Consider the following 16,843-nt stretch of genomic DNA (forward strand, 5'->3'; position numbering starts at 1 on the left):
TTTTCCTTTGCAATCAGCGCGGTGCAAGGCGAACTGCAGCATCGAGCCGGATCACCTCGCCATTCAGATAGGGGTTGAGCGCGATCTGCCCGACGAGCAGCGCGAAATCCTCGGGCGCGCCCAGACGCGCGGGAAAGGGGATCTGCGCGGTGATCGCGGCGCGGGCGTCTTCGGGCAGGGCCTCGGTCATCGGCGTTTCGAAAAGCCCCGGCGCAATCGTCATCACCCGGATGCCAAACCGCGCCAGTTCCCGCGCCGCCGGCAGCGTCAGCGCGGCCACGCCCCCCTTGGACGCGGCATAGGCGGCCTGCCCGATCTGCCCGTCCTGATACGCGACCGAGGCGGTGTTGACGATCAGCCCCCGCGCGCCATCGGCCATCGGGGCAAGCCCCGCCATCGCCTGCGCGGCGTGGCTCAGCACGATATAGCTGCCCAGAAGATTCACCCGCAGCGTGCGCTCAAAGGCGGCGATCGGCAGCGCGCCGTCGCGCGGCAGGATGCGCCCGGCAGTGCCGATGCCCGCGCAATTCACCACCAGCCGCGGCGCGGTGGCAAAGACCGCCTGCACCTTGGCAAAGGCGGCGCCGACCGCGGCCGTGTCCGAGACATCGCAGCCAAGGCCAAGCCCGCCGATGTCCTTGGCCACGCTCTCGGCGGCGGCCAGATCGCAATCCAGCACGGCGACGCGGCAGCCCTGCGCGGCCAGATGCCGGGCGGTGGCGCGGCCAAGCCCGCTGCCGCCGCCGGTCACCAGAGCCGTTCCGAAGCTTTCCCGCATTGCGCGCCTCCATAATTGTTATAACGAATAACAATCCATGAAAGAACGATTCCGTCAAGGGTATTCGCGCGGGCCAGATCCTCTTTCGGTTGTGGGGGCGGCCGCAAAAAAACCCGCCGCGTCGGAACGGGCGGGCCCTTTCGGTCAGGAAGGGGGGCTCAGGCCTTGGTCAGCAGCGACACGGCGCGGCGCAGGCACAGCTCGTAGCCCTCGGTGCCAAAGCCCGCCATCACGCCATCGGCGCGCAGCGAAACGTAGCTGTGATGGCGAAAGGTCTCGCGCCGGTGCACGTTCGAGATGTGGCATTCGAAGACCAGCCCGTCATAGGCGTTCAGCGCGTCAAGGATCGCGATCGAGGTATGGGTGAAGGCGCCCGGGTTGAGGATGATCGCGCAGGCCTCCAGCCGGGCGCGGTGGATCGCGTCGATCAGCACGCCTTCGTGGTTTGATTGCAGGCATTCCACCGTGAACCCAAGGCTTTCGGCCAGCGCCCGGCAGCGGGTTTCGACATCGGCCAGCGTCTCGGCGCCGTAGATGTCGGGTTGGCGCTGCCCCAGAAGGTTCAGGTTCGGGCCGTTCAGGATGAAGATGTTGCGCGACACGGGCGGTCTCCTGCGATGTTTGCCCCAGCCTAGCCCGCGCCGCGGCGGCGGGAAACCGAAATCCCGCGGGCCGGGGAAGGGGGCGGATCGCATCGCTTCGGGAGAGACGAAAACCGCTGGTCAAGCGGCGGGTTTCATGCTCCCCTGACTTCTCGGGCGGTTTCGGGAGGTGTCGATGCGGCTGCGCTTGTCTCTCGTTCTGGCGGCGGCTTGCGGGCTGGCCGCATTGCTGCCCGCGGGACCGCCCGCCGCGGCCGCCGAGATCGTGATCGAGGATTTCACCATGCACCCCGAGACCCGCTGGCGTTTCTTCACCGATGGGGTGATGGGGGGCGTCTCGACCGGGCAGCTGGTGATGGTGACCGGCGACGGGCCGCCCCATGCCCGGCTGACCGGGCAGGTCAGCACCGCCAACAACGGCGGCTTCATCCAGATGCGCCACGATCTGGCCGCGCCGCCGCCCGCGGGCGCGACCGGGCTGCGGCTGATCGTGCGCGGCAATGACCAGCGCTATTTCGCCCATCTGCGCAACGCCGCGACGGGGATGCCCTGGCAATATTATCAGGCGCCCTTCGAGGTGACCGGAACCTGGACCGAGCTGCGTCTGCCCTTTGCCGCCTTTCGCGCCTCGGGCCGCTGGATGCCCGCTTCGCCCGATCCGCGCAGCCTTACCTCGGTCGGCATCGTCGCCTATGGCCGCGACCATTCCGCCGAGATCGAGGTCCGCGAAGTCGGCTTTTATTGACCGGCCCGCCTGCGCTTTGCCGCTCAGACACCGATCCGGGCGCGCAGCGCGGCCAGGAACGCCTGCGCCTCGGCGGCGCGGGCATCGGCAAAGGGATTGCCCTGGATCGCGTGGAATTCGAACAGGATGCAGCTGTTCGCCGTTGCCGCCACATCGCCGATCACCCCCGACAGATTGCCGAACCGGGCGCGGTGGCTGTGCAGGTTCGGGCCGGTGTGATGGCCGATCGCATATCTGTTGCCATGCACGTCCTGCGTCCCGGCGACGGTGGTGATCGTCACCCCGTCCTCGGTCGCGTAACCCGCCGCGGCGGATTGCGAGGTGGTGAAGGCCGCGACCACCGCCGTTTCGCTGCTTCTGGACAGCGTCACCGTCAGCCCGCCGGCGGTGGTCAGCCGGTGATAATAGAGCGTCGCGGTGCTGCGCACGATCCGCAAGGTGCCGTTCGAGGGGGCGCTGGCCGCACCGCCGAACAGAAACGGATAAAGCGTCCCGTTCGCCGTCATGACCGGCTTCCAGGCCACGATCAGCGTTCCCTGCCAAGGGGTTGCGGGCAGAAAGCTGCCCTGGACCGTATTGTCGAGCACGATCCCCCGTGCCGCGCCGACGGTCTGAAAGACCGGCGTGCCGGTGTCGATGGTCAGATCGTTCAGCGCGCCATAGCCCGCCTGATCCAGAAACCGCTTTTGCGCGGCATCGTAAAACCCGCCCGCATCCGAAAAGCGGTAGCCCTGAACATAGCCTTCCAGACTCATGGCGCGACAACTCCGGTGAAGGTCTGCGGCGAGGCCCAGACGTGATGGGTGAAGGCGGGATCGAAAGCCGAGACCCAGCCGCTGCCCGCCGCCCGCACCAGCGACCCGGGCAGGTTCTCGGCGCCGCTGACCAGCGTGCCGGTGGTGGTCTGCGCCGCGATCCGGCAGATCTGTTGCGCCAGCGGGCCCAGCGGTGCGGCGGCCAGCGTCAGCGTGGCGGTGGCGCCGCCATAGGCCACATCGGCAATCGGGACGGGGGTGCCGTTGTCGAGCCATTCGAACCCGTCGCGCGCATGGGCGGCGCCAAGGGCCGTGCCCACCCCCAGACTGGCATCGCGGGTGATCGGCCGGTTGAAGCTGACCACCGCGGTCGTCCCGCTCAGCGTCACCGCGGTGATCTCCAGCGCCGGGCTCGTGGCGCCGATGAAATGGCCCACCCGCTCGCCGCGCAGCACATAGCCCGCCTCGGTCGGATGCACCCGGTCGGCATTGGCGGGCATGTCGTAGATCCCGCCCAGATCGACCCAGCCCGGCACCGCGCGGGCCATCTGCCGCAAGGCCTCCTTGATCTCGCGATCCGCGCCGTCCTCCTTTTGCTGCAGCGGATAGGTGGCATAGATCGGCGCGGTGTAACCGGGCTCGCGCATCCAGTGGCGGGCCGCCAGCTGCAGCATCCCCGCCACCGCGGTCGCCCGGGCCAGATAGGTCGCATAGCCCGTCGCCGCGGTGGCATCCGCCTCGCCCTGCGCCCAGTAGAAATGCACCCGCGGCCTGTAGCCCTCGGCCCGGGCCAGGGCGCAAAGCTGCTCGCCGATGGCATGCAGCGCCGCCCGCGGCCCGCCCCCCCACAGCACATCCAGCCGCCGCGCCCCGATCGCGGCGCTGCCGATATAGCTGCGGGCATATTTGCCCGCCGCCCCCAGCGCGATCCCCGCCACCGGCGATTGCCCGCCCGCGGGTTCGGCGATCGGCACGACCCCGGCCAGATCGGCCCAGGCCGGGGTATGTTCGACATTCGTCGCCGCAAAGGGAAAGACCGCCGTCGAGACCCCCGCCGCAGGCATGTAGCCCGGCCCCGAGGCCAGTGCCGTGGCCGCCCCGCGCCAGACGTTCAGCGACTGCCCGAAGAGCACCATCACCAGCGCCTCGGGCGCGTCCGGAGGCGCTGCGCCGCCGCCCCCGCTGCCCAAGGGCGGCGGCGGAGCCAGACCCAGACCGCCCAAGCCCAGCCCCAGCATCATTGCCACCCCGTCAGACCGGAGGCGGTGGTCCCCGTTGCCCAGATCCGCCGCGCCCAGACCGAATGCTGCCCGACCGGCAGCGGCCCCGTGGTGCAGATCGCCCCGGTGCGGGCATGGGTGTATTTCACGACGCCCGCCGTCGTGCCGATGGTCAGCGCCCGGATCGGCACGGCCAGATCGGCGCTGTCAGAGGGGGTGACGGCAAAGCCCGACAGGGCCGGGCCGGTCAGGCCGGGCGCCTGAGAGCTGAAATGATCGGTCATCGCGGTGTCCTTTCACGAAATCGGCCGACGCGGCGGCGCGGCCCGAACGGTTGTGCGGGGCCGAAGGGTCTCGGCCCGGCTGCCTCGCATCTTGCGGCTTGCGCCCCCGGGCCTTCGCCGCCCCGGCCGCAACCCCCGCCCGCACCCCCGGCCCGGCAGACCCGGAGGCGCATGCACCGGGCACTCTAGGCGGCTTGGCTTGGCAAAGGGTTGCCCCGGCGTGCGCTGCCCCGGCCTTGCGCCGAAACCGCGAAAACCGCCCCGGATCAGCCTCTTGCGTGGCGGAGTTAGGCATTCCTTCAGGGCTTTGCGTCAGGATGTGCCGCGATGCTGTCGAAAAGGGTCCCGATGAATCGCCTGCTGATGCTTGTCGCCCTGTGTGTGCTCTGGCTGGGCGCGCTTGCCGCCGCGGGGCCTGCCCGCGCCGCGGGCGGGACGCTGCCCTATGCGGGGGCCTGCACGCTGGGCGATGTCGGCGGCAGGCTGCTTTACGAAGGCACCTGCGCGATCAGCCGCAGCCCGGTCCCCGATACGGCGGCGGCGGGCTGCACCGGCGAACGGATCAGCCTGCGCATCCCCGGCCACGGCGGCGGCGAGGTGCTGCGCGGCGCGGATCCCGGCTGCGCCTCCACCTTCCTCGGCAGCCCGGTCGCCTTCATCGCCACCGACAATCAGGGCCGGATCGTCGTCTCGACCACGGCGGGCAAGGTGCTGCGCGTCGATCCGGGGCCCGATCCCGCCTTGCCGGTGCTGGATGATGTTCTGGCCGGGATGGAGCATTGCCAGCCCTCGCGCGCGGCCGATGCCTTTTTCCAAAGCCTTGCCGCCAGCTTCCGCCTCTCTCCCGACGCGCCCGAGGGGCCGGTTCCCGGCACCGGTCCGCCGGTGATCTGGCCCTCCGGCGGGATGCTGGCGCCCGAACAGGTCTCGGCCCGCAAGGTCGGCGCCGAATTGCATGTCGATATCCGCCTGCGCGGCAGCTATCTGGGCCTGCCGCTGTCCGGGCTGCATTATGAATACCCGATCGAAGGCGGCTGGTTCCTGGAACAGCGCCTGGTTTTCGCCGTCCCCCGGGCCGAGGTTCTGGCGCGTCTGGGCGCCGCCGCCGCGGCCGCGCTCCCCCCGCAAGAGCCCGGAACCCTCGTCTGCCTCTTCTCCCGCTGAAGGCCGCTTCGGGCTTGACCCCGCCGCGCGGGCGTGGCTATTTCCCCCCGGGCGCGGAAACCGTGGCGCCCGCTGCAAGATCCAAACGTCGGGACGGGCCGATCCGAAATCGGGAAGCCAAGCGCTTCAGGAGCCCGGATGTTCACCCTTCGACCGCCGCTGCGGCGCCTTGTCTATGCCGTCACTTTCGAAATCGGCGCCATCGCCTTTTCGACGCTGCTGCTGACCTGGCTCAGCGCCGCCCCCGCCAGCGACTCGCTTCTGGTCTCGATCCTCGTCACCTTCGTTGCGCTGCTGTGGAACCTCGTCTTCAACCGCGGCTTCGAGGCGCTTGAAGACCGGCTGGGCCTGCGCCGCACCTTGGGGCTGCGCGCGCTGCATGCGCTGGGCTTCGAGGGCGGTCTTTTCCTTGTCACCGTGCCGCTTTACATGGCCGTCTACGGCGTCGGCCCGGCCGAGGCGGTCGCGATGGAGGCCGCCCTGCTGGTGTTTTTCCTGCTCTACACCTTCATCTTCACCTGGGGCTTCGATCGGCTCTTTGCCCGCGCTGCGGACCCTTGTTTCCAAGGCTTGCGTTGACGCCTGCCTGCCTTCGCCTCTAAATGGCGCAGGAACTGAACAAGGACACAAGATATGGCCCTCACGGCGAAGCCTTTGAGTGCATTGGGGCTGACGGCCCGCCCGGGCGGCGATGTCGCGGTGACGGGGCTTTCGGTGGACAGCCGCCTCGTCAAGCCCGGGCATCTGTTCGCGGCGCTGCCGGGCAGCAAGGTGCATGGCGCCACCTTCGTGACCGCGGCGCTCGATCGCGGCGCGGCGGCGGTGCTGACCGACCGCGCGGGCGAAGAGATCCTGCGCCCGGCTCTGGCGGGGCAGGCGGTCGGGCTTGTCGTGGTCGAGGATGCCCGGCTGGCGCTGGCCTGTGCGGCGGCGCTGTTCTTCGGCGCGCAGCCCGCCACGATGGTCGCGGTGACCGGCACCAACGGCAAGACCTCGGTCGCGACCTTCACCCGGATGATCTGGCAGGCGCTCGGCCTTGACGCCGCCAACATCGGCACGACGGGCGTCGAGGGCGCCTTTGCCGCACCCTCCAGCCACACCACGCCCGAGCCGATCACGCTGCACCGGCTTCTGGCCGACATGACGGCGGCGGGCGTCACCCATGCGGCGATGGAGGCAAGCTCGCACGGGCTGGCGCAGCGGCGTCTGGACGGCGTCGTGCTGCAAGCGGCCGCCTTCACCAATTTCACCCAGGACCACCTCGATTATCACGCAAGTTTTGACGACTATTTCGACGCCAAGGCCGGTCTTTTCACCCGCGTCCTGCCCGAGGACGGCACCGCGGTGATCAACACCGACGATGCGAAGGGGCCGGGGCTTGCGGCGCTCGCCAAGGCGCGCGGGCAAAAGGTGATCCGCGTCGGCCACGGCAATGTCTGCGAGATCCAGCTGCAGGGGCGGCGCTTCGACGCCGCCGGGCAGGATGTCCGCTTCCTGTGGCAGGGCGGTCCGCAGATGGTGCGCCTGCCGCTCATTGGCGGCTTTCAGGCGATGAACGTGCTGACCGCGGCGGGGCTGGTCATCGCCTGCGGCGCCGAGCCGAAAGCGGTCTTTGACGCGCTGGCGCAGCTTTCGACCGTGCGCGGCCGGATGCAGCTGGCGGCCACCCGCACGAATGGCGCCACCGTCTTCGTCGATTACGCCCACACCCCCGATGCGGTCGAAACCGCGCTCCGGGCGCTGCGCCCGCATGTGCTGGGCCGTCTTGTCGCCATCGTCGGCGCGGGCGGCGACCGCGACCGCACGAAACGGCCCCTGATGGGCGCCGCCGCCGCGGCCCATGCCGATGCGGTCATCGTCACCGACGACAACCCCCGCACCGAGGATCCGGCCTCGATCCGCGCCGCGGTCATGGCGGGGGCGGGACCCGAGGCCACCGAGGTCGGCGACCGCGCCGAGGCGATCTTGCGCGGCGTCGATGCGCTCGGCCCGGGCGATGCGCTGTTGATCATGGGCAAGGGGCACGAACGCGGCCAGGTCATCGGCACCGATGTCTTCCCCTTTGACGATGCCGAACAGGCCTCGATTGCCGTGGCCGCTCTGGATGGGAAGATCTGACATGGCCGTTTTGTGGACCTCGATCGACGCCGCCGTTGCCACCGGCGGCCGGGCGACGCGCCCCTTCATGGCGACGGGGTTGTCGATCGACACCCGCTCGATCCGCCCGGGCGAAATGTTCGTGGCGCTGAAAGACGCGCGCGACGGCCATGATTTCGTGGCCGACGCGCTGAAAAAGGGCGCCGCCTGCGCGCTGGTCAGCCGCATCCCTGACGGCTGTTCCGAGGAAGATCCGCTGCTTCTGGTCCCCGATGTGCTGGCGGCGCTCGAAGATCTGGGCCGCGCGGGCCGGGCGCGCACCCGCGCGCAGGTGATCGCGGTGACGGGTTCGGTCGGCAAGACCTCGACCAAGGAGATGCTGCGCGCCGTTCTCTCGGCGCAAGGCCGCGTCCATGCCGCCGAAGCGTCCTTCAACAACCACTGGGGCGTGCCGATCACGCTGGCGCGGATGCCCGCCGAGGCCGATTTCGCGGTGATCGAGATCGGCATGAACCACCCGGGGGAGATTTCGCCTCTGGTCAAGATGGCGCGACCCCATGCCGCGATGATCACCACGGTCGCCGCGGCGCATCTGGAGGCCTTCGAAAACCTCGATCAGATCGCCCATGAAAAGGCCGCGATCTTCGACGGTCTGGAGCCCGGCGGCACCGCCGTCGTGCCCACGGGCCTTGCGACGACGCCGATCCTTCTGGCTGCGGCAAAGGCGCGCGCCGGGCAGGTGGTGACCTTCGGTCCCGCGCCCGGATCGGACTACCGTCTGGTCAGCGCCAAGATCGCGGGCGATGCCACGATCGTGCAGGCCGAACAGGCCGGACGGCCCATGCTGTTCAAGGTGATGACGCCCGGAAAGCACTTTGCGAACAATGCCTTGGGGGTTCTTGCCCTGGCGCGGGCGGTGGGCGCCGATCCGGCCGTGGCGGCACTTGACATCGGGCTTTGGACCCCCCCCGCCGGGCGCGGCACGCGCGAGCGAATCTGGCTTGACCTGATTGACGAAGCGCAAAGCTTCGACCTGTTTGATGATGCCTTCAACGCCAATCCCGCCTCGATGGAAGCGGGGCTCGAGGTGCTCGCCGGACAGGCCCCGCGCGACGGGGTGGGGCGGGTCAAACGGGGGCGCCGGGTGGCCATTCTGGGCGACATGCTGGAGCTGGGCCCCGAGGAGGCGCGGCTTCATGCCGCGATTGCCGATTTGCCCGCAATGGTATCGATAGACATCGTGCATCTGGCCGGACCGCGGATGCGGGCGCTTCACGAAGCGCTGCCGCGGGAAAAGCGGGGCGAATGGGTCGAAACCGCCAGGGATCTGGCCACCCGCGCGCCGCATCTGGTCGATGCCGGGGATGTGGTGCTGGTAAAAGGATCGAAAGGCTCGAAAGTTTCGCTGGTGGTTGACGCGCTCAGAAAACTTGGTCAGCCCGGTGCGGCAGAGGCCTTCAAGGGAAAAGAGTAATGCTTTACTGGCTTGCGAACCTTTCGGACGGGGGCGATTTCTTCAACCTCTTCCGCTACATCACCTTCCGCGCCGGTGGGGCCTTCTTCACCGCGCTGATCTTCGGCTTCCTGTTCGGGCGGCCCCTGATCAACATGCTTCGCCGCAAGCAGGGCAAGGGCCAGCCGATCCGCGACGACGGCCCCGCCACCCATTTCGCCAAGGCGGGCACGCCGACGATGGGGGGCTTGCTGATCCTCTCGGCGCTGCTGGTGTCCACGCTGCTTTGGGCGCGGCTGGACAATGGCTATGTCTGGATCGTGCTGGGCGTGACCTATGGCTATGCCGCGATCGGCTTTGCCGATGATTACGCCAAGGTGACGAAACAGAACGTCAAGGGCGTCTCGGGGCGCACGCGCATGGCGCTCGGCTTGGCGCTGGCCGCGCTGGCCGCGGTTCTTGCCGCGCTGATGCATCCGCCGGAACTGACCAACATGCTGGCGCTGCCGGTCTTCAAGGATGTGCTGATCAACCTTGGCATCTTCTTCGTGCCTTTCGCGATGTTCGTCATCGTCGGCGCCGCCAATGCGGTGAACCTGACCGACGGGCTCGATGGTCTGGCGATCATGCCGGTGATGATCGCCGCGGCCACGCTTGGCGCCATCGCCTATGTGGTGGGCCGCGCCGACTTCACGCAATATCTGGGCGTCAATTTCGTGCCCGGCACCGGGGAGCTTTTCGTCTTCACCGCCGCGCTGATCGGCGGGGGGCTGGGCTTTCTTTGGTATAACGCGCCGCCCGCGGCGGTGTTCATGGGCGACACCGGCAGCCTTGCGCTCGGCGGCGCGCTGGGCGCCATCGCCGTCTGCACCAAGCACGAACTTGTTCTGGGCATCGTCGGCGGGCTGTTCGTCGTCGAGGCGCTCTCGGTCATCATTCAGGTGGCTTACTTCAAGGCCACCGGCAAACGGGTGTTTCTGATGGCACCCATCCACCACCACTTCGAGAAGAAGGGCTGGGCCGAACCGCAGATCGTGATCCGTTTCTGGATCGTCTCCCTGATCCTTGCGCTCATCGGCCTTGCCACGCTGAAGATCCGCTGACCCTTGAAAAGGAAGGAAGACCCGCATGATCAAGAACTTCACGGACCCGCTGAAAGTCACGGCGCTGCTGCTGCCGTTCCTCGTGTTCTTTGCCGATCTGACCGGCATGAGCAATCTGACGCTGGGCTGGGGCCCGGTCTTCGCGCTGACCGTCGGCACGCTGGCGCTGTGCAAGGTGCTTGACGTGATCGTCGGCGCCGACACGCGCCCGATGACCGCCGAACGCGCCCGCACCTCGGTCTGGGTGTTCCTGGCGATGCTCAACATCGTCGCGCTGATCTTCGCGATGACCCAGCCGGGCCTGGCGCCGGTGGCCTTCGCGGGCGCGGTGGTGCTGTGCTTCGTCGCGATCGCGGGCTATGCGCTGAAGAAGCGCTGAGCCCCTGACATCGGCGGGGGCGTCGCCGCCCCGATGATCCCGGGGCCTTGCCCGCCCCACGGGCTGTCGCGCAACCAGAACGCGCGCCAGCGTCAGAACAGATGTGCGGCGGCCCGGGAATGCGGGTAGACCGGGCCGCCCGCCGCCTTTTTTTCGAACCGCCGCCGGGCCCGCGACTGCCGACGCGGGTTGCGGCGCCTGCGGCGCCGCCCCGAAGGGGGGCTGCGCGCCCCCCTCTTGGTCCGCTGGCGCGGCCCAATTCACCCCTGCGGGATATTTGAGCCAAGGTGAAACGGGAAGAAGGGCTTTTCCTTTCACCTTGGCTCAAATATCCCACGGGGGTGCGGGGGTGTGAAACCCCCCGCGGCTTACGGAGGTCGCGGATGATACCGGTTCAGGGATATGAGGGCGCGCGCGTCGCGGTGCTGGGGCTCGGGCGGTCCGGCCTTGCAACGGCGGCGGCGCTGCGGGCGGGGGGCGCCGAGCCCGTGCTGTGGGACGACAGCCCCGAGGCCCGCGTCAGGGCCGAGGCCGCGGGCTACGCCTGCACCGATCTGACCCGGGCGGGCGCCTTTGACGGCATCGCGGCGCTGATCACCTCGCCCGGCATTCCGCATCTTTACCCGCGCCCCAATCCGGTCATCGCCGCGGCGATGGCGGCAGGCGTGCCGGTCGACAATGACATCGGGCTGTTCTTCCGCTCCTGGGCGACATCGGACTGGGACGAGTTCGACGTCACGCCGCGCAGCATCTGCATCACCGGTTCGAACGGCAAATCGACCACCACGGCGCTGATCCACCATATCTTGCGCCACGCGGGCCGCCCGACCCAGATGGCGGGCAACATCGGCCGCGGTGTCCTTGACCTTGACCCGCCACAGGACGGCGAGGTGGTGGTGCTGGAACTCTCCTCCTACCAGACCGATCTGGCCCGCGCGCTGACCCCCGACATCGCGGTTTTCACCAATCTTTCGCCCGATCACATGGACCGCCATTCCGGCATGGGGGGGTATTTCGCCGCCAAGCGTCGGCTGTTTGCCGAAGGCGCGCCCGACCGCGCGGTGATCGGCGTTGACGAGCCCGAGGGGGTCTATCTGGCCAATCAGATGGCGATGGGGCGCGAGGATGACCGGGTGATCCGGGTGTCCGCGGCGCAGAAACTGGGCGATTTCGGCTGGTCGGTCTTTGCGCGCAAGGGCTTTCTGGCCGAATGGCGCAAGGGGCGGCAGGTGGCCTCGATCGACCTGCGTGGCGTCAAGGCGCTGCCCGGCGCGCATAACCATCAGAACGCCTGCGCCGCCTATGCCGCCTGCCGCAGCCTGGGGCTGGCGCCGAAGCTGATCGAGGAGGCGTTCCACAGTTTCGGCGGGCTGCCGCATCGCAGCCAGACCATCGCGGAAAAGCGCGGCGTGCGCTATGTGAACGACAGCAAGGCCACCAATGTCGACAGCGCGGCCAAGGCGCTTCAGGCCTTCCAGAACATCCGCTGGATCGTCGGCGGCATGGGCAAGGAAGGCGGCGTTGCGGCGCTGAAACCGCTTCTGGGAACGGTGAAGAAGACCTATTTCATCGGCCATTCGGGGCGGGATTTCGCGCTGGAACTGGCGCCGCTGGATCATGAGATCTGCGAGACGATGGAACGCGCCGTGGCCCGCGCGGCGGAGGAGGCCGAGCCCGGCGATACCGTGCTTCTGGCCCCCGCCGCGGCCTCGTTCGACCAGTATCCGAATTTCGAAAAGCGCGGCGAGCATTTCACCGCGCTGGCACAGGCGCTGCCCGATTGAGAGGCGCTTGCGGGGCGGCGCCCGCCTCGCCATACTCGCCCCGATCCGGCAACAGGTGAGAGCGCAGCGATGATGGTGTTTCCCCGCGAAAACCTTGTGTTCTTCGCGGTTCCCAAGACCGGCACCACCGCGATCGAGGCGGCTCTGGATGCCCGCGCCGCCATTGTCCTGCGCGATCCGCCGCCTCTGAAGCATATGACCGTGGCCAGCTATCAAAACAGCCTGCGCCCGCTGCTCAAGGCCGATTACGAGATGATGGCGGTGATCCGCCATCCGCTCGACTGGCACGGCTCGCATTACCGCTATCGCACCCGCCCGGCGCTGAAGGGCACGGCGCGCTCGACCGCAGAGATCAGTTTCGCCGATTTCATCGCCCGGATGCTGACGCCCGGCAACCCCGAGGCCGAGGGCTCGCAATCGCGGTTCCTGAGCCTGAAGGACGGCCGCTGCCCGGTGCAGCACCTTTTCCGCTACGAGGCGCAGGAGCGCATCCTGGTCTTTCTGGCCGATCGTTTCGGCGGGCCGGTGGAATTGCCCGTCGTGAATGTCTCGCCCCGCCGCGTGCTCGATCTGCCCAAGGATCTGCAGGCGGCGCATGAAACCCGTTTCGCGCGCTGCTACGACATGTGGGAAGCGGCGCAGCACTGAGGAGGATCGCATGACCGAATGGACGGGCCGCTGCCCCTGCGGGCAGGTGCGCTACCACCTGACCGCGGCGCCGATGATCACCCATGCCTGCCATTGCAGCTGGTGCCAGCGCGAGACCGGCACCGCCTTTGCGCTGAATGCGATGATCGAGACCGACCGGCTGCAGGTGACGGGCGCGGTCGATTACGTCATGACCCCTTCGGCCTCGGGCAAGGGGCAGGAGATTGCGCGCTGTCCCGCCTGCCGCGTCGCCGTCTTCAGCCATTATGCCGGGGCAGGGCGGGCGCTGGCCTTTGTCCGCGTCGGCACGCTCGATACCCCCGCCGCCTGTCCGCCCGATGTGCATATCTTCACGTCGACGAAGCAGCCCTGGGTCGTTTTCCCGGAAGGCGCGAAGGTCTTTCCCGAATACTACAAAAGCGCCGAGGTCTGGTCGCCCGAGGCGCTGGAGCGCCGCCGCGCGGCCTTGGCGAAGCCGGGCTGAGCCCGTCCCCCACGCGGTGCTTTTCAACCGGCCCCCTTTGCGCTAGGGCTTCGCACGACGAATCCGACGGAGACAGCGATGACCGAGCGCAAGACTGGCCTGACCTATGCCGATGCAGGCGTGGATATCGACGCGGGCAATGCGCTCGTCGAACGGATCAAACCGGCGGCGAAACGCACCAGCCGCCCCGGCACTGTCTCGGGGCTGGGTGGGTTTGGCGCGCTGTTTGACCTCAAGGCCGCGGGCTACAATGATCCGATCCTTGTGGCCGCGACCGATGGCGTCGGCACCAAGCTGCGCATCGCCATCGACACCGGCGTGGTGGATACGATCGGCATCGACCTGGTCGCGATGTGCGTGAACGATCTGGTCTGTCAGGGCGCCGAGCCCTTGTTCTTCCTGGATTATTTCGCCACCGGCAAGCTTGAGGTCGCGCAGGCCGCGACGATCATCGAGGGCATCGCCGAGGGCTGCGCGCAATCGGGCTGCGCGCTGATCGGCGGCGAAACCGCCGAGATGCCGGGCATGTATGCGAAAGAGGATTTCGATCTGGCGGGCTTCGCCGTCGGCGCGATGGAACGCGGCGCGGATCTGCCCGCGGGCGTGGTCGCGGGCGATGTGCTTCTGGGCCTTGGCTCGAACGGCGTGCATTCGAACGGCTACAGCTTCGTGCGCAAGGTGGTGGAGCTGTCGGGCCTTGGCTGGGACGCGGCCTCGCCCTTCAGTGACGGCACCTTGGGGCAGGCGCTGCTGGCGCCGACCCGGCTTTACGTCAAACAGGCGCTTTCGGCGATCCGCGCGGGGGGCGTGCATGCGCTCGCCCATATCACCGGCGGCGGGCTGACGGAAAACCTGCCGCGTGTCCTGCCCGAGGGGCTTGGGGCGACGATCGACCTGTCGGCGTGGCCGCTGCCGCCGGTCTTCCGCTGGCTGGCCGAGACCGCGAACATGGCGGAACCCGAGCTGCTCAAGACCTTCAACTGCGGCATCGGCATGATCTGCGTCGTCTCGGCCGACCGGGCCGCGGCGCTGCAAGCGCTTCTGGAAGCCGCGGGCGAGAGCGTCACCGTGATCGGCACCGTGACCGAGGGGCAGGGCGTCGCCTATACGGGCAAGCTCCTGTGACCACCCGCGTCGCGATCCTGATTTCGGGCGGCGGCTCGAACATGCTGCGTCTGGTCGAGGACATGCAGGGCCTGGGCCATGCGACGCCGGTTCTGGTGGCCTCGAACGACCCGGGCGCGGCGGGGATTGCGCGGGCAGCGCGGCTGGGGGTGGCGACGGCGGTGATCGACCATCGCCCCTTCGGCAAGGATCGCGCGGCCTTCGAGGCGGAACTGCTGAAACCGATCCTGGCGGCCAGGCCCGATGTCCTGTGTCTGGCGGGCTTCATGCGGGTGCTGACGCCCGATTTCGTGACGCGCTTTGCCGGGCGGATGCTGAACATCCACCCCTCGCTTTTGCCGAAATATCCGGGGCTGCACACGCATCAGCGCGCGCTGGACGCGGGCGATGCCGAGGCCGGTTGCACCGTGCATGAGGTGACGCCGGTTCTGGATGACGGCCCGATCCTGGGTCAGGCGCGGGTGCCGGTCGAGCCGGGCGATACGGCGGAAACGCTCGCCGCCCGGGTTCTGGTGCAGGAGCACCGGCTTTACCCAGCCGTGCTGCGCCGCTTCGTGACCGGCAATCGCAGCCGTCTGGATCTCTAAGTATCCATGCCTTGTTCGGGCGGAGCAGGAAAGGCACTGCCTTTCCCCGCCCGCCGCGCAACCGCCGCCGCACGACCGTTGCCCCAAGCATGACAGAGGCCAGCGCCCGTCCCGGCGGGCGAGAAGCGCCCGCCATGGGCGGGGCGGGCGCTGGCCGGGACGCTTTGGCGCCCCGGCGGTCACGGGGTTGATGTGCCACGTGACCTCGGCGATGGCCTCGGTCAAGACGGCGTCGTCTGCCACCCGCGCCCCGTTTCACAACCTTTTGTGCATTCCTGCAATGACCCGCTTTCCTTTGTGCGGACAAATGCCTAAACGGGAATAAGAGGCGGGATGACCCCGCGATCCCCGGGAAAGGCACGATGCAGACGATCACCACCACCGACGCTCTGGAGCAATTCTGCACCCGCGCCAAGGCCGCGCCCTATGTGACGGTCGATACCGAATTCCTGCGCGAACGCACCTATTGGTCGAAGCTCTGCCTGGTGCAGATGGCGCTGCCCGGCAAGGACGGCGAGGCGGTTCTGGTCGATCCGCTGGTCGAGGGGCTGTCGCTGGAACCGCTTTACGACCTCTTCCGCCACACCGGCACCGTCAAGGTGTTCCACGCCGCGCGGCAGGATCTGGAGATTTTCTTCACCGAGGCCGGGGTCTTTCCGCTGCCGCTGTTTGATAGCCAGGTGGCGGCGATGGTCTGCGGCTTTGGCGAGCAGGTCGGCTACGAGACGCTGGTGAAGAAGATCGCCAAGCAGTCGCTCGACAAGACCTCGCGCTTCACCGACTGGTCGCGCCGCCCGCTGACCGATGCGCAAAAGGCCTATGCCTTGGCCGATGTCACGCATCTGCGGGTGATCTATGAGTTCCTCTCGAAAGAGCTGAAGAAATCGGGCCGCGAACAATGGGTGGAGGAGGAGGAGGCGATCCTTCTGAACCCCGAAACCTACATCACCCGCCCCGAGGAAGCCTGGGAACGGGTGAAGACGCGGACGAATTCCGGCCGCTTCATGGCGGTCGTGCGCGAACTGGCGCGGTTCCGCGAAGCTTACGCGCAGGGCAAGAACATCCCGCGTTCGCGCGTGTTCAAGGATGATGCGCTGCTGGAGCTGGCCTCGACGAAGCCGGTGTCGCTTGACGAGCTGGGCAAGTCGCGGCTTTTGCTGCGCGAGGCGCGGCGCGGCGACATTGCAGAGGGCATCATCGCGGCGGTGAAGGCGGGGCTTGAGACCAAGCCCGAGGATTTCCCGCGCGTGCCCGATGAGGATGCGCAGCTGCAGGTGAACACCGCGTTGGCCGATCTGTTGCGGGTGCTTCTGAAGGCGAAATCCGAAGAGGCCGGGGTGGCGGCGAAGCTGATCGCTACCGCCTCGGATCTCGACCGGATCGCCGCGGGCAAGCGCGATGTGGCGGCGCTGAACGGCTGGCGGCTCGATGTCTTCGGCAATGACGCGCTGCGGCTGGCCAAGGGCGAGATCGCGCTCACTGCCGCGGGCGGCTCGGTGCGGGTTGTGCCGGTCTAAGACGGCCACGGTCTCTCGGGCGGAGAAGGAAAGGCATCGCCTTTCCCCGCCCGTTTCGCAACATCTGTCACAAGATGGCTTGCCCAAGCACGACTGAGGTCGGCGCCTGCCCCGGCGG

Annotated in this window: 18 protein-coding genes; 13 read left to right on the forward strand and 5 right to left on the reverse strand. The window is 68.3% G+C overall.

The genetic code is table 11. The features are described 5' to 3' along the window. Positions 1-13: 13 nt before the first annotated feature. Both ACTTAG_RS07140 and aroQ read right to left on the reverse strand, forming a co-directional pair. Positions 14-778: an SDR family NAD(P)-dependent oxidoreductase gene (locus ACTTAG_RS07140; RefSeq protein ID WP_444464816.1), complete on the reverse strand. Its 765-nt coding sequence runs from the start codon at positions 776-778 to the stop codon at positions 14-16. Between the two features lie 158 nt (positions 779-936). After that, entirely contained in the window at positions 937-1,380 is a 444-nt protein-coding gene (aroQ, locus tag ACTTAG_RS07145; protein WP_444464817.1) for a type II 3-dehydroquinate dehydratase, read from the reverse strand. A gap of 175 nt (positions 1,381-1,555) precedes the next feature. On the opposite strand from aroQ, the gene ACTTAG_RS07150 reads away from it, so the two are divergent. Beyond that, entirely contained in the window at positions 1,556-2,125 is a 570-nt protein-coding gene (locus ACTTAG_RS07150) for a CIA30 family protein (RefSeq protein ID WP_444464818.1), read from the forward strand. Between the two features lie 23 nt (positions 2,126-2,148). Here the strand turns inward: ACTTAG_RS07150 and ACTTAG_RS07155 are convergent, their stop codons facing one another. Genes ACTTAG_RS07155 through ACTTAG_RS07165 form a run of 3 tightly spaced genes read right to left on the reverse strand, consistent with a single transcriptional unit; the run spans position 2,149 to position 4,384 of the window. After that, entirely contained in the window at positions 2,149-2,880 is a 732-nt protein-coding gene (locus ACTTAG_RS07155; RefSeq protein WP_444464819.1) for a hypothetical protein, read from the reverse strand. Then, entirely contained in the window at positions 2,877-4,121 is a 1,245-nt protein-coding gene (locus ACTTAG_RS07160) for a hypothetical protein (RefSeq protein WP_444464820.1), read from the reverse strand. The genes ACTTAG_RS07155 and ACTTAG_RS07160 overlap by 4 nt, the downstream gene beginning before the upstream one ends. Next, on the reverse strand, positions 4,118-4,384 hold the full coding sequence (locus ACTTAG_RS07165) for a spike base protein, RCAP_Rcc01079 family (protein ID WP_444464821.1): 267 nt from the start codon (positions 4,382-4,384) through the stop codon (positions 4,118-4,120). Before ACTTAG_RS07165 ends, ACTTAG_RS07160 begins: the two co-directional genes overlap by 4 nt. Positions 4,385-4,732: 348 nt before the next feature. On the opposite strand from ACTTAG_RS07165, the gene ACTTAG_RS07170 reads away from it, so the two are divergent. The 12 genes from ACTTAG_RS07170 to rnd all read left to right on the forward strand — a co-directional run bounded on the left by ACTTAG_RS07170 (position 4,733) and on the right by rnd (position 16,725). Continuing rightward, positions 4,733-5,548 (forward strand): hypothetical protein, encoded by an 816-nt coding sequence (locus tag ACTTAG_RS07170; RefSeq protein ID WP_444464822.1) that lies wholly within the window; start codon positions 4,733-4,735, stop codon positions 5,546-5,548. 138 nt (positions 5,549-5,686) lie between these two features. Next, positions 5,687-6,127 carry a PACE efflux transporter gene (locus ACTTAG_RS07175; protein ID WP_444464823.1) on the forward strand — a complete coding sequence of 147 codons (441 nt, stop codon included), beginning with the start codon at positions 5,687-5,689 and terminating at the stop codon, positions 6,125-6,127. A gap of 54 nt (positions 6,128-6,181) precedes the next feature. After that, the gene (locus tag ACTTAG_RS07180; RefSeq protein WP_444464824.1) at positions 6,182-7,666 is read left to right on the forward strand and encodes a UDP-N-acetylmuramoyl-L-alanyl-D-glutamate--2,6-diaminopimelate ligase; all 1,485 of its coding nucleotides are present in this window, start codon (positions 6,182-6,184) and stop codon (positions 7,664-7,666) included. 1 nt (position 7,667) lies between these two features. Next, the gene (locus tag ACTTAG_RS07185) at positions 7,668-9,119 is read left to right on the forward strand and encodes a UDP-N-acetylmuramoyl-tripeptide--D-alanyl-D-alanine ligase (RefSeq protein WP_444464825.1); all 1,452 of its coding nucleotides are present in this window, start codon (positions 7,668-7,670) and stop codon (positions 9,117-9,119) included. Beyond that, positions 9,119-10,201, forward strand: a complete 1,083-nt coding sequence (gene mraY / locus ACTTAG_RS07190) for a phospho-N-acetylmuramoyl-pentapeptide-transferase (protein WP_444464826.1) — start codon at positions 9,119-9,121, stop codon at positions 10,199-10,201. The genes ACTTAG_RS07185 and mraY overlap by 1 nt, the downstream gene beginning before the upstream one ends. A 25-nt stretch (positions 10,202-10,226) precedes the next feature. Next, complete coding sequence (locus tag ACTTAG_RS07195; RefSeq protein WP_444464827.1) at positions 10,227-10,580, forward strand: hypothetical protein; 354 nt, start codon at positions 10,227-10,229, stop codon at positions 10,578-10,580. Positions 10,581-10,963: 383 nt separating this feature from the next. Then, entirely contained in the window at positions 10,964-12,364 is a 1,401-nt protein-coding gene (gene murD, locus ACTTAG_RS07200; protein ID WP_444464828.1) for a UDP-N-acetylmuramoyl-L-alanine--D-glutamate ligase, read from the forward strand. Positions 12,365-12,433: 69 nt separating this feature from the next. Beyond that, positions 12,434-13,012, forward strand: coding sequence for a gamma-glutamyl kinase (locus ACTTAG_RS07205; protein WP_444464829.1), 579 nt, complete (start codon positions 12,434-12,436; stop codon positions 13,010-13,012). 10 nt (positions 13,013-13,022) lie between these two features. After that, complete coding sequence (locus tag ACTTAG_RS07210) at positions 13,023-13,496, forward strand: GFA family protein (RefSeq protein ID WP_444464830.1); 474 nt, start codon at positions 13,023-13,025, stop codon at positions 13,494-13,496. Between the two features lie 78 nt (positions 13,497-13,574). Further along, entirely contained in the window at positions 13,575-14,621 is a 1,047-nt protein-coding gene (gene purM, locus ACTTAG_RS07215; protein ID WP_444464831.1) for a phosphoribosylformylglycinamidine cyclo-ligase, read from the forward strand. Then, the gene (gene purN, locus ACTTAG_RS07220; protein ID WP_444464832.1) at positions 14,618-15,208 is read left to right on the forward strand and encodes a phosphoribosylglycinamide formyltransferase; all 591 of its coding nucleotides are present in this window, start codon (positions 14,618-14,620) and stop codon (positions 15,206-15,208) included. Before purM ends, purN begins: the two co-directional genes overlap by 4 nt. Positions 15,209-15,570: 362 nt before the next feature. After that, a complete protein-coding gene (gene rnd, locus ACTTAG_RS07225) occupies positions 15,571-16,725 on the forward strand; it encodes a ribonuclease D (protein WP_444464833.1) in 1,155 nt (384 codons plus the stop codon). The last annotated feature ends 118 nt before the right edge of the window (positions 16,726-16,843 follow it).

Origin of the sequence: Rhodobacter capsulatus (genome assembly GCF_052363185.1) — a bacterium.
GTDB lineage: Bacteria > Pseudomonadota > Alphaproteobacteria > Rhodobacterales > Rhodobacteraceae > Rhodobacter > Rhodobacter capsulatus_E.